Source organism: Kribbella sp. NPDC050820, assembly GCF_040653975.1.
Lineage (GTDB): Bacteria > Actinomycetota > Actinomycetes > Propionibacteriales > Kribbellaceae > Kribbella.
Map to the genome: position 1 here is coordinate 17,309 of NZ_JBFAHB010000064.1, position 12,069 is coordinate 29,377.

At 69.6% G+C, this 12,069-nt stretch carries 12 protein-coding genes; 4 read left to right on the forward strand and 8 right to left on the reverse strand.

All coding sequences use genetic code 11. From position 1 onward, the window contains the following. Window positions 1-28: 28 nt before the first annotated feature. The gene (locus AB0H36_RS36820; protein ID WP_360534603.1) at window positions 29-1,393 is read right to left on the reverse strand and encodes a sugar ABC transporter substrate-binding protein; all 1,365 of its coding nucleotides are present in this window, start codon (window positions 1,391-1,393) and stop codon (window positions 29-31) included. A 156-nt stretch (window positions 1,394-1,549) separates the two neighbouring features. Between AB0H36_RS36820 and AB0H36_RS36825 the strand changes: the two genes are divergently transcribed. Together AB0H36_RS36825 and AB0H36_RS36830 are read left to right on the forward strand one after the other, a co-directional pair. Next, window positions 1,550-2,503 (forward strand): sugar-binding domain-containing protein, encoded by a 954-nt coding sequence (locus AB0H36_RS36825; RefSeq protein ID WP_360534605.1) that lies wholly within the window; start codon window positions 1,550-1,552, stop codon window positions 2,501-2,503. A 6-nt stretch (window positions 2,504-2,509) separates the two neighbouring features. Next, window positions 2,510-3,295 carry a phosphotransferase gene (locus AB0H36_RS36830; RefSeq protein ID WP_360534607.1) on the forward strand — a complete coding sequence of 262 codons (786 nt, stop codon included), beginning with the start codon at window positions 2,510-2,512 and terminating at the stop codon, window positions 3,293-3,295. Here the strand turns inward: AB0H36_RS36830 and AB0H36_RS36835 are convergent. Beyond that, window positions 3,255-3,686 (reverse strand): hypothetical protein, encoded by a 432-nt coding sequence (locus tag AB0H36_RS36835; protein WP_360534609.1) that lies wholly within the window; start codon window positions 3,684-3,686, stop codon window positions 3,255-3,257. The genes AB0H36_RS36830 and AB0H36_RS36835 overlap by 41 nt on opposite strands. A gap of 83 nt (window positions 3,687-3,769) precedes the next feature. Here AB0H36_RS36835 and AB0H36_RS36840 point away from each other — a divergent pair, with 83 nt between their 5' ends. Together AB0H36_RS36840 and AB0H36_RS36845 are read left to right on the forward strand one after the other, a co-directional pair. Next, window positions 3,770-4,369, forward strand: coding sequence for an ATP-binding protein (locus AB0H36_RS36840; RefSeq protein ID WP_360534611.1), 600 nt, complete (start codon window positions 3,770-3,772; stop codon window positions 4,367-4,369). Between the two features lie 97 nt (window positions 4,370-4,466). Further along, window positions 4,467-5,126, forward strand: a complete 660-nt coding sequence (locus AB0H36_RS36845) for a hypothetical protein (protein WP_360534613.1) — start codon at window positions 4,467-4,469, stop codon at window positions 5,124-5,126. Window positions 5,127-5,148: 22 nt separating this feature from the next. On the opposite strand, the gene AB0H36_RS36850 is transcribed toward AB0H36_RS36845, so the two are convergent. From AB0H36_RS36850 to AB0H36_RS36875, 6 genes are all read right to left on the reverse strand, one after another. Next, window positions 5,149-6,429: a thymidine phosphorylase gene (locus AB0H36_RS36850; RefSeq protein ID WP_360534615.1), complete on the reverse strand. Its 1,281-nt coding sequence runs from the start codon at window positions 6,427-6,429 to the stop codon at window positions 5,149-5,151. After that, entirely contained in the window at window positions 6,426-6,836 is a 411-nt protein-coding gene (locus AB0H36_RS36855; RefSeq protein ID WP_360534617.1) for a cytidine deaminase, read from the reverse strand. The genes AB0H36_RS36850 and AB0H36_RS36855 overlap by 4 nt, the downstream gene beginning before the upstream one ends. Before the next feature lie 4 nt (window positions 6,837-6,840). After that, a complete protein-coding gene (locus AB0H36_RS36860; RefSeq protein WP_360534619.1) occupies window positions 6,841-8,103 on the reverse strand; it encodes an ABC transporter permease in 1,263 nt (420 codons plus the stop codon). Beyond that, a complete protein-coding gene (locus tag AB0H36_RS36865; RefSeq protein WP_360534621.1) occupies window positions 8,100-9,209 on the reverse strand; it encodes an ABC transporter permease in 1,110 nt (369 codons plus the stop codon). Before AB0H36_RS36865 ends, AB0H36_RS36860 begins: the two co-directional genes overlap by 4 nt. Continuing rightward, window positions 9,209-10,720 carry an ABC transporter ATP-binding protein gene (locus AB0H36_RS36870; protein WP_360534623.1) on the reverse strand — a complete coding sequence of 504 codons (1,512 nt, stop codon included), beginning with the start codon at window positions 10,718-10,720 and terminating at the stop codon, window positions 9,209-9,211. The genes AB0H36_RS36865 and AB0H36_RS36870 overlap by 1 nt, the downstream gene beginning before the upstream one ends. A gap of 116 nt (window positions 10,721-10,836) precedes the next feature. Next, window positions 10,837-11,892 carry a BMP family ABC transporter substrate-binding protein gene (locus AB0H36_RS36875; RefSeq protein WP_360534625.1) on the reverse strand — a complete coding sequence of 352 codons (1,056 nt, stop codon included), beginning with the start codon at window positions 11,890-11,892 and terminating at the stop codon, window positions 10,837-10,839. Between the last annotated feature and the right edge of the window lie 177 nt (window positions 11,893-12,069).

A 12,069-nucleotide genomic window follows, 5' to 3' on the forward strand; every position in this document is an offset into this window, starting at 1 on the left:
GCTTCGCTCGTTCATGCGACCGCTCCCCTCACTTCGCTTCGCGGGAGCGATAGCGCTCCGCGACGTCGTCGGCGAGCTCCTGCCCGCGTTTCAGCGCATCGTCCACACTCATCCGCCCGGCGATCGCCGAGCTCACGTCCTGGCTGACCTGGGTGCCGAGGTCCGGGAACTCCGGGATGTCGACGAACTGGATCCCGATCGCCGGCCGCGGCTGGGTGCCCGGGTTGCGCGGGTCGGCGGTCTCGATCGCCTGCCGGGTCGGCTCCGCGAACGCGCCGGCCTCCTTCAGGTACTGCGCGTTCTCGTACGTCGACGCGCGCTTGCCGGCCGGGACGCGGGACCAGCCGAGCTGCTCGCCGACGAGCTGCTCGTAGTCCTTGCCGGACGCCCAGGAGATGAACTTCCAGGCGTTGTCCTTCTTCGTGCTGGCCTCCTGGATGCCCCAGGCCCACGCGTACAGCCAGCCGGAGCTGTCAGTCTTGTTCACCGGCGCCGGCGCGTAGCCCATCTTGCCCTTCACCGGGGAGTTCGGCGCCTCCAGCGATCCGGCTGCGGAGGTGGCGTCGTACCACATCGCGACGTTGCTCTGGATGGTGTTGTTCAGGCACTCGGTGAAGCCGGCCTGCGGTGCGCCGAGCTCGCCGTGCGCGCGGACCAGGTCGACGTAGAAGTTGGTGGCCTCCTTGAACTCGGGCGCGTCCACCTTGGCCTGCCAGTCCTCGGTGAACCAGGTGCCGCCGAAGGTGTTCACCACGGTGGTCAGCGGCGCGAACAGCTGGCCCCAGCCGGGCTGGCCGCGCAGGCAGATGCCACGCATACCGGGTTGTGCGTTGTCCACCTGCGCGGCGATATCGGCGACCTGCTGCCAGGTCGGCTTGGCCGGCATCGTCAGGCCCTTCGCGGCCAGGACGTCCTTGCGGTACATCAGGAACGACGACTCGCCGTAGAACGGCTCACCGTAGAGCTTGCCGTCCTCACCGGACAGCGACTCGGTCATCGGCTTCAGCACGTCGTCCTGGTCGAACGACGGGTCCTTGGCGATGTAGTCCGAGAGCGGCGCGATCCACTTGCTGGTCGCGTAGATCGGGATCTCGAAGTTGCTCAGCGAGGCCACGTCGTACTGGCCAGCCTGGCTGGAGAACTCCTGGCTGATCTTGTCCCGGACGTCGTTCTCCGGCAGCACGGTGAAGTTGACCTTGATCCCGGTCTCCTTGGTGAAGTGGTCGGCGGTCAGCTTCTGCAGGTCGACCATCTGCGGGTTGTTCACCATCAGCACGTTGATGCTGTCGGCGCCGCCGCCGCCCGCACCGCCGCCCCACCCGGCACAGCCGCTGACCGCACTCACCAGGAATGCGACCGCGACCGCCCCGAGGCGTTTCCGCTGTCCCAGCACGAGCCGCTCCTTCGCTGTCAAAAGGGGTTCGCTCATTTGAGCAGGGGTCTGCTCACTCCAGAAGTGAACCGGGAAGGGCCTTGACCTGTCAAGGGTCTGTGCAACACTAGGGCGCAGGGCTGCTCATATGAGCGGAGCGCTAGGTGGGGAGGCTTCATGGAGTCGAGCACGTTCGGCCCGGCACAGCTGGTGCTGACGGCGTCGATCGCGCGCCGGTACTACCTCGACGGGCGGTCGAAGGTGGAGATCGCCGACGAGTTCCGGCTGAGCCGGTTCAAGGTGGCCCGGCTGCTGGACCAGGCGCGCAACAGCGGCCTGGTGCGAATCGAGATCAACCACCCGGGCGCGATCGACATCGACCTGTCCGCCCGGCTGCAGGAGACCCTCGGCCTCCGTCGCGCGATCGTGGTCGACACGCCCGAGGAGGACCCGGCCGCGCTCCGGCTCCAGCTCGGCAAGGCCGCCGCCGACCTGCTGACCGAGATCGTCACCGCCGAGGACGTCCTGGGCCTCGCCTGGGCCCGCGCGGTCACCGCGATGACTGAACAACTCACGACGCTCGCACGCGTCCCCGTCGTACAGCTCACCGGTGCGCTCACCCGGCCCGACGTCGAGGCGAACTCGGTGGAGCTCGTCCGGCACACGGCTCGGCTGTCGGGCGGACCGGCGTACCTCTTCTACGCCCCGCTCGTCGTGCCGGACGCCGCCACGGCGCGGGCGTTGCGGCAGCAGCCGGAGGTGGCCGAGGCGATCAGCCACTTCGACTCGGTGACGAAGGCCGTCGTCGGGCTCGGCTCCTGGGCGGCCGGCCAGTCGACCCTGTACGACGCGATGGACGAGAAGGCCTGTGACCAGCTGCTGAAACGTGGCGTGGTCGCGGACATCTCCGGGGTCTTCGTGGACGCGGACGGGCAGCCGGTGCACAGCCGGGTGACCGACCGGGTGGTCGCGATCAACGCCGGGCAGATGGACGCCATCGACGAGGTGATCGCGATCCCCTACGGCCTGGCGAAGGTCGACGCCGTCCGGGCCGCGATCCGCAGCGGCCTGGTGAACGGGATCGTTACCCACTCACCCCTGGCGAAGGCATTGCTGGACGAGACACACTGACGCCCGATGTCCGAGGTCGAGACACTGCTGCTCGGCGGTACCGCCAACCGTGGGCTCGTGGTGCGCGTCGGCGACACCGTACGGCGGCCCCTGCGCGCGAGCAGCACCGCCACGCACGCGCTGCTCGAGCACCTGGAGAGCGTGGGTTTCACCGGTGCGCCGACCTTCCTGGGGGTGGACTCCCAGCAGCGTGAGGTGCTGTCGTACCTGCCGGGCGAGACGGTGACCAAGCCGTACCCGGCCTGGTCGATGACCGATGCGGCGCTCGACAGTGTGGCCGGACTGCTCCGCGAGTACCACCAGGCGGTCGCGGGCTTCGACCCGTCCGGGCTGGACTGGGCCGAGCCGGTGCCGACGGAGTACGTCGGGGATCTCGTCAGCCACAACGATCCGAACCTGGACAACGTGGTGTTCCGGGACGGAATGGCGGTTGCCCTGATCGACTTCGACCTGGCCGGGCCCGGCTCGGCGCTGTGGGACGTGGCCACCGCCGTACGGCTGTGGGCTCCGCTGCGCCCGGAGGCGGACATCGCCGACCCGCGTCGCGGCCGCACGCTGGCCCGGCTCCGCCGGTTCGCCGACGCCTACGGCCTCGACGAGGCGGACCGCCGGCGGCTGGTCGACGCGACCGCCCGCAACCACGTCTGGTGCATGGACTACGTCCGCCGCGGCGCCGAAACCGGCCACCCGTGGTTCCACCAACGCTGGACCACCGGCGAAGCCGCCCTCACCGACCGCACCAACCACTGGTTCAAGACCCAGGCGCCCGCCCTCCATCACGCCCTGCTCTGAGCTCCACCTCAGCCTCAGCCACCCCGGCGTAGTACCTCTCCTGCATCCTGCGAACGAAGTGCGGCAGGAAGGGCGCCGGGCCGATCGGCCACGGCGAGATGTCCTGATTGCTCAGGAACGCCACGAGGGCGCCGGCGCCGGTCAGCCCCACCAGCACCAGCCAGCCGCGCCGGAGGATCCATGGCCCGTCGTCCGCGATCAGCCCGCGCCGCGTCAGGGCGCCGATCGCCAACACGAGAGCAGCCAGCGCATCCACCGCCACGGTCGCCCCGACGGGCCACCCGTGCGCGCCGGAGTACGTACCCCAGCCCCGGTGGACGGCGACAGCCGACACGCCCAGGCCGATCGCGGCGAGCCCGTAGACCACCGCCCCCAGTTTCAGCTTCGGCACGCTCGGCTCCTCACGGTTGTCTGGTGAACCTATCGCCGGGTGCGGGTTCGCCGTTACTGCGGCAAGTGGCCCAGAATGGGCCGGTGAGTGCGCGTGTGGTGTTGCTGGCGGGGCCTTCGGGGACGGGGAAGTCGCATCTGGCCGAGTTGGTCGGGCTGCCTGTGGTTCGCCTGGACGACTTCTACCGCGACGGCGACGACGAGGCGATGCCGCGCTCACCGCTCGGGATTGTGGACTGGGACGACCCGCGGTCGTGGGACGGCGAGCGGGCGGTCGCGGCGCTGGAGACGCTGTGTACGACGGGCGTCGCCGACCTCCCGATCTACGACATCGCCGCCGACGGCACGGTCGGACACCGACCGGTGTCCACCGCGGGATCGCCGCTGATCATTGCCGAGGGCATCTTCGCCGACCAGGTCGTCGGCGCCCTCCGCGACCGCGGGTTGCTCGCCGCCGCGATCTGCGTCCGGCACCACCGGCTCGTCACCTTCGTCCGGCGGTTCCAGCGCGACCTGCGGGAACACCGCAAGCCGCCGCTCACGCTGCTGCGCCGCGGTCTGCTGCTGCTCCGCGACGACCCGCAGGTGGTCCGCCGCTGCCTGGACGCGGGCTGTGAACCCCTGCACCCGAAGGCGGCCCGGCGCCGGATCGAGGCGCTTCTCACGGAGGCGCGCTCCCGCTGATTCGCCGTCTGTTCGCCCGGGGTTCACCTTGGTCTGATGGCATCTGGCCCGGAGACCTTCTGATGATCTCGGGGCGAGAAGTCGGACGGAGAAGAACGTGAAGCGGACTGCGCCAGGCGTTGCCGCTGTAGTGACCGCGCTCTTGCTCGGGGTGACCGGCTGCGGGAACGACGCCGGAGCCTCGGTCGGCACGCTACAGACGCCCTCGGCAACCAAAGCCCCGGCAGCGGTGCGGGACAAGGCCGCGAAGACCACGCTGGCCGGCCTGGCCGTGCTGCCCCGTGGGTACGTCGCCGATCCGCGCAGCGCCACCGGTGCGTTCACCGCGACCGCATTCCTGGAGAACTGGTCGGCCGACCCGGCGCTGGACCGGGCGCTGCTGCTGAACGCGGGCTTCGTCGAGGGGTATCGCGCGAGCCTGATCAGCCCGGACAAGAAGAAGCAGTACACGGTGCAGCTGTTCCGGGCCGCGTCGGCGGCGAAGGCGAAGACGCTGCAGCAGGGTTTCTGGAGCCAGGACACGCACGAGCGCGCCTTCGGCGTACCGAACGCTCTGAGTGACGCCCGGGTCGACTACGACGGCGGCACCGGTCAGTCCGAGGCGGTCGCTCAGGTCAGCATTGTGGTCGGCGCCCTGGTCGCCGAGCTCACCGTCCGTCAGACCGGTGCCCTGGGCACCAACCCCCGCCCGGACACCGCCCTGCTCACCACCTTGGCGGCCCAGCAGAAGTCCCGCCTGACCGCCAAATCCAGCTGAACAAGTCACCCGCGGCCGCGGTTCACTCAGCGGTGATGCGGTCGATGATCAGGGGGTTCGGGTGGTACGACGTGGAGATAGCGACCGCGTCGTTCAGGGACTCGAGGGCGCGGTCGAAGCGGGTTGGGTCGTCGGTGTGGAGGGTTAGGACGGGTTGGCCTTCGGTGACCTGGTCGCCGGGTTTGGCGTGGAGCTCGACGCCCGCGACGGCGGACACCGGGTCCTCCTTGCGGGCCCGGCCCGCGCCTAGGCGCCAGGCGGCGACGCCGACGGCCAACGCATCGAGCTTCGACAGGACTCCCGACGACGGCGCCGGTACGACGTGCCGCTCGGGCGCGACCGGGAGCTCCGCAGCCGGGTCGCCGCCCTGGGCCGTGATCATGGCGCGCCAGACGTCCATCGCCGTACCGTCGCGGAGCTTCTCGGCCGGGTCCACGTCCGTGACGCCGGCGGCCGCGAGCATCTCGGTGGCCAAAGCGACGGTCAGCTCGACGACATCGGCCGGGCCGCCGCCGGCCAGCACCTCGACCGACTCGCGGACTTCGAGGGCGTTCCCGGCGGTCAGGCCGAGCGGCACGGACATGTCGGTGAGCAGGGCAACGGTCTTCACGCCCGCATCGGTGCCGAGCGCAACCATCGTCTCGGCCAGCTCGCGGGCGTCCGCGAGCTCCTTCATGAAGGCGCCGGAGCCGACCTTCACGTCCAGCACCAGGGCGCCGGTGCCCTCGGCGATCTTCTTGCTCATGATCGAGCTGGCGATCAGCGGGATCGCCTCCACCGTGCCGGTCACGTCCCGCAGCGCGTAGAGCTTCTTGTCGGCCGGCGCCAGCCCGTCACCAGCCGCGCAAATGACCGCGCCGACGTCCTCCAGCTGGCGCATCAGCTCCTCGTTGGACAGCGCGGCGCGCCACCCCGGGATCGACTCCAGCTTGTCCAGCGTGCCGCCGGTGTGGCCGAGGCCGCGCCCGGACAGCTGCGGTACGGCGACCCCGCACGCCGCCACCACCGGCGCCAGCGGCAACGTGATCTTGTCGCCGACCCCGCCGGTCGAGTGCTTGTCCGCGGTCGGCCGGGACAGCCGGGCGAAGTCCATCCGCTCGCCGGAGGCGATCATCGCCGCGGTCCAGCGGGCGATCTCGCGGCGGTTCATCCCGTTCAGCAGGATCGCCATCGCGAGCGCGGACATCTGCTCGTCGGCGACGTCCCCGCGGGTGTAGGCGTCGATCACCCAGTCGATCTGGCCGTCGCTCAGCTCACCGGCGTCCCGCTTGGCGCGGATCACGTCGACAGCGTCGAAGCTCACTTGTCCTCCTCCAGGGCCTCCGGCCCGAACGCGTCCGGCAGCAGCTCGCGCAGCGACCGGATCCCGCTCGTTGTCTCGAGCAACAGTGCGGGACCGCCGTGCTCGTGCAGCAGCTGACGGCACCGGCCGCACGGTGCCAGCAGGTCGCCGTGCCCGTTCACGCAGGTGAACGCGACCAGGCGGCCGCCGCCGGTGTTCATCAGCTCCGAGACCAGCCCGCACTCGGCGCACAGCCCCAGCCCGTACGACGCGTTCTCGACGTTGCACCCGGTCACGACCCGGCCGTCGTCGACCAGCGCCGCGGCCCCGACCGGGAAGTGCGAGTACGGCGCGTAGGCCCGCCCCATCGCCTCGACCGCGGCCGACCGGAGCGCCGGCCAGTCGACGGTCGAGGACTCGTCCGGCACGGCGCTAACCTGCCTGACCTCGTCGATATCGGAGCCCGTCGGCAGCCGGCATCCGGAGCCGCTGGGCCGCCAGCCCGAGGACCAGCAGGGTCGTCACGTACGGCGTCATCCGGGTGAAGTCGGCCGGCACGGTGTCGGTCGTGAAGAACCAGATCGCGAACCCGATCCCGATCAGCAGCGAGGTGATCGCGGCGATCTTCTGCCCCCGGCGGAACTGCAGAGCGGCGACGCCGAGCAGGATGATCGCGACGATGATCAGCAGTGCGTGCACCGCCTCCCCACCGGCCCGGAGCTGGAGCGCGTCGGTGTAGCCGAACAGCGCCGAGCCCATCACCAGCCCACCCGGACGCCAGTTGCCGAAGATCATCGCGGCCAGGCCGATGTAGCCGCGCCCACCGGTCTGCCCGTTCTGGTAGATCCCGGACGAGACCAGCGCGATGAACGCACCGCCCGCTCCGGCGATCGCCCCCGAGGTGAGGACGGCGATGAACTTGTACCGGTAGACGTTGACGCCCAGGGTCTCGGCCGCCACCGGGCTCTCGCCGCAGGACCGCAGCCGCAGGCCGAACCCCGTGCGCCACAGCAGCAGCGCGCTTCCGACGATGAACAGGGCCGCCAGGATCGTCAGCGTGGACAGCTCGGTGGTCACCGCGGCCACCAGCGAGGCGAGATCGGACACGATGAACCAGTGCTTGTTCTGCAGGTCGATCATCGCCTCCGAAACACCGGGGATGGTGATCGACAGCGGGGCGTCGAGCGGTGGCGACTGGGTCGGGCCACCACCCTGCAGCCCGGAGAACCAGGTGTCGGCCAGGAAGGCCGCCGTACCGATGGCGATGATGTTGATCGCGACACCGGACACGATGTGGTCGACGCCGAAGGTCACCGTCGCCAGCGCGTGCAGCGCGGCGCCGAGCAGGCCGAAGATCATCGCGCCGACGACGCCGCTCCACGGGCCGTACCAGTAGCCGAAGTACCCGGCGCCGATGGTGCCGAGGATCATCATGCCCTCGAGACCGATGTTGACCACGCCGGCCCGCTCCGACCACAGACCGGCCAGCGCGGCCAGGGCGATCGGGACCGAGGCGTTGACCGCCTCGCGCATGGTGCCGGCCGAGTCGACCTCGTTCGCGCCGGTCAGCACCCGGACCGCCGAGACCAGCGCCAGGCCGATGAGCAGCCAGATCCAGATGCTGATCCGGCGCCGCGGCACGAGGGCCTCGGACGGGGCTCCGGCGGGCCGGAGCTCTTCGGGAGCCATCGTCATCGGGTCGCCTCCGGGGTCACCTCGGACGGGGCCGAGCTACTGAGTTCCGCTGCCACCTGCCGTTGCTCCAGCGCGTTGCGGTACCGGCGGACCACCTCGTAGGCGATGACGACGGCCAACACGATGACGCCCTGAGTGATCGCCACGATGTCCGGTGAGACCTGCGCCTTGATCTCGAGCAGGTTGCTCTGCTCGGTCAGGTAGGAGAACAGCAGAGCGCCGAACGCGATTCCGATCGGGTTGTTCCGGCCGAGCAGCGCGACCGCGATGCCGGCGAAGCCGATCCCGGCCTGGAACGTGGTGCCGTAGCTGTGCGAGCTGCCGAAGAGCAGCGGGAGCCCGATCAGGCCGGCCACTGCCCCGGAGAGCATCAGCGAGACGACCACCATCCGCCGTACGTCGATGCCGCTGGCAACGGCGGCACTGGCCGACGTGCCGGTGGCCCGCAGGTTGAAGCCGAACTTCGTCCGGTTCAGCAGGACGGCGTAGGCGATCCCGCCGAGGACGGCCAGCAGGGACAGGCCCAGCAACTCGTTCGGGGCCCCCGGCAACAAGGGGATGCCGGCCACCCAGCTGTCCTGCGGGATCTCCTCGGTGGCCAGGTTGCTGCCGGTCTGCACGCCGACCTGGCGGAGCAGGTACGCCGTCAGCGAGATCGCGATCGCGTTCAGCATGATCGTCGAGATCACCTCGCTGACCCCGCGGGTGACCTTCAGCAGGCCGGCGATCGACGCCCACAGCGCGCCGACCGCCATCGCCAGCACGATGGCCACCAGCACGTTCAGCGGTCCCGGCAGCCAGCCCTGGGCGGCGAACACCGCGGCGGTGAACACCGCCACCTGGTACTGCCCCTCGACGCCGATGTTGAACAGGTTCATCCGGAACCCGATCGCGGCCGCCAGGCCGGACAGGTACAGGATCGAGGCGTTGTTCAGGATGTTGATGATGTTGCGCTCGGCCGGCGCCGAGAAGATCGTGCTGAGGAAGCCGGACACGGAACTGCCGGCCGCCAGCAGGATCAGGCAGGTGATCACCAGCGCGACGGCGATGGCGAGCACGGGCGCGGCGAGCGCAAGGCCGAACCGGCGCAGGTCGAACTTGCCCATCACTCCTCTTCTCCGGCACCGGTCATCGCGGAGCCGAGCTGCTCCGGGGTGACCGTGTCAGGGTCGAACTCGCCGACCAGCTTGCCGCGCAGGATCACCTGGATCTGGTCCGACAGCCCGATCAGCTCGTCCAGATCGGCGGAGATCAGCAGCACCGCGAGCCCTTGCCGGCGCGCCTCCCGGATGTGGTCCCAGATCGCGGCCTGGGCGCCGACGTCCACGCCCCGGGTGGGGTGCGACGCGATCAGCAGCACCGGGTCGCCGCTCATCTCGCGGCCGACGATGAACTTCTGCTGGTTGCCGCCGGACAGCGCCCGGGCGGTGGTCTCGATCGACGGCGTCCGGACGTCGAACTTCTCGACGATGCGTTCGCTGTCGTTGCGGGCGCCGGTCTTGTTGATCCACGGTCCGCGCACACTCGGCGACCGGTCCTGGTGACCGAGGATGCGGTTCTCCCACAGCGGGAAGTCCAGCAGCAGGCCGTGCCGGTGGCGGTCCTCCGGGATGTAGCCGATGCCGGCGTTCCGCCGCTCCGCGGTGCTCCACTCCGTGATGTCCTTCTCGCCGAGCCGGACCCGGCCGGACGTGGCCGGCCGCATACCCATCACCAGCTCGACCAGCTCGGTCTGGCCGTTGCCCTCGACACCGGCGATGCCGAGCACCTCGCCGCGGTGGATCTCCAGTGACACGTCGTCCAGCAGGTTCCGCTCGCCGGCCCCGGCCAGCGTCACGTTCTCGATCGTGAGCTGGACGTCCTGGGTGACGGTCGACTCCTCGGTGCTGGGTGAGGGCAGCTCCGAGCCGACCATCAGCTCGGCCAACTGGCGCGCGGTGACGTCCTTCGGGTGCACCGACGCGACGGTCGTGCCCCGCCGCATCACGGTGACGTCGTCGGCGACCGCGAGTACCTCGTCGAGCTTGTGCGAGATGAACAGCAGCGTGTAGCCCTCGGCCTTGAGCTCGCGCAGGTTGCCGAACAGCGCATCGACCTCCTGCGGCACCAGGACGGCGGTCGGCTCGTCCAGGATGATGATCTTCGCGCCGCGGTACAGGACCTTGAGGATCTCGATTCGTTGCCGCTGGCCCACACCGAGGTCCTCGACCAGGTCGTCGGGCGACAGGCCGAACCCGTAGGCGCCGGACAGCTCCTTGATCTTGGCGCGGGCCTTGTCGCCGATGCCGTACAGCTTCTCGGCGCCGAGGACGACGTTCTCCAGGACGGTCAGGTTGTCGGCCAGCATGAAGTGCTGGAAGACCATGCCGACGCCCTGCTTGATCGCGTCCGCCGGCGAGTGCAGCACCACCTCGTCGCCGTTGATCTCGATCGTGCCGTCGTCGGGTTTCTGCACGCCGTACAGGATCTTCATCAAGGTCGACTTGCCGGCCCCGTTCTCCCCCACCAGGGCGTGCACGGTGCCGGTCCGCACGTCGATGTCGACGTCGTGGTTGGCCACCACACCGGGAAAACTCTTGCCGATTCCCCGGAGCCGGACGGCCAGCGTCTGAGTCAAGGTGTCGATCTCGCACGCTCCCAGATCTCTGCGGCGACCTCGTTGTCACCGCGACGAGCCTCGGGCTCGGGCCAGAACGCTACCGCGTCACCGGCCCGAGCCCGAGGTTTCGGTCGTCAGAGCTTCGACGGCGCCGTCAGCTCGCCGGACACCAGCTTGGCCTTGTACTCGTCGATCTGGGCCGTCACGTCGTCGAGGTGACCGCCGCTGGTCGAGTAGCCGACACCGTCCCGCTTGATGTCGTACAGGTCGAACCCGGGCTTGGTGGTGCCGTCCTTGAACATCTTCACGTAGTCGAAGACAGCGACGTCGACCTTCTTCAGCGACGACGTCAGGATGCGCTTCTGCTGCTCGGCGGTCGCGGTCTGGTACTGGTCGGCGTCGACGCCGATCGCCCAGGTGCCTTCCGGCTTGGTCGCCACCACGTCGAACAGGCCGTTGCCGGACAGACCGGCGGCGTGGAAGACGACGTCGGCGCCGGCGTCGTACAGCGCGGTCGCGGCGGTCTTGCCACCGGCCGGGTTCGCGAACGCCTTCGCGTCACCCTTGTCGGACAGCCACTTCATGTCGACCGTGATCGCCGGGTCGACAGCGGCCACACCGGCCTTGTAACCGGCCGCGAACGGGTCGATGATCGGCCCCCGGACACCACCGATGAAGCCGACCTTCTTCGCCTTCGACTTCAGTGCCGCGGCGACACCGACCAGGAACGAGCCCTGCTCGACCGAGAACACCAGGTTGGTGACGTTCGGAGCCTCGCCGAAGCCGTCGACGATGGCGAACTTGATGTCCGGGTACTCCTTGGCGACCTTGACGACCTCTTCGGTGTAGACGAAACCCACGCCGATGATCGGGTTGAAGCCGGCCTCGGCCAACGTGCGCAGCCGCTCCTCCTTCGCGGAGTCGGGCTCCTCCTGGCCGGCCTCGGCCTCCTCACAGGTGGCGTCCAGCTCTTCCACGGCCTTCTTCACACCCGCCGCGGCGAGGTCGTTGAAGGACTTGTCGCCGCGACCGCCGATGTCGTAGGCCAGGCCGATCTTGGGTCCCGCCCCCGACTTGTCGGCGCACAGCTCGTCGCTGGCGGCGGCGCCCGTTTCTTCCTTCTTGGCGCAGCCCGCCATCAACAGCGCCACGGTGGCGGCAAGTGCCACCAGCTTCGTCGTGTGCCGCAAGATGCCTCCTCGTTCCAGATCGCCCCGTGCAGGCGTTCGCAGCGACACCATAGACCCGCCCAGACCCCCCAGCCACTGACAATGCGTGACTGAAATGCTCGTTACTCAATCGTAGTTTCCGTCGTGACGCTCCGCCAGATTTCCACTCCGCCGGGTGAGCTAGGCCTGACCGGATCC

What these genes read in the sequence shown, in the direction of transcription:
- AB0H36_RS36825 (WP_360534605.1), top strand. Translation starts at nt 1,550, where the DNA reads ATGGAGTCGAGCACGTTCGGCCCGGCACAGCTGGTGCTGACGGCGTCG.
- AB0H36_RS36830 (WP_360534607.1), top strand. Translation starts at nt 2,510, where the DNA reads ATGTCCGAGGTCGAGACACTGCTGCTCGGCGGTACCGCCAACCGTGGG.
- AB0H36_RS36860 (WP_360534619.1), bottom strand. Translation starts at nt 8,103, where the DNA reads ATGACGATGGCTCCCGAAGAGCTCCGGCCCGCCGGAGCCCCGTCCGAG.
- AB0H36_RS36865 (WP_360534621.1), bottom strand. Translation starts at nt 9,209, where the DNA reads ATGGGCAAGTTCGACCTGCGCCGGTTCGGCCTTGCGCTCGCCGCGCCC.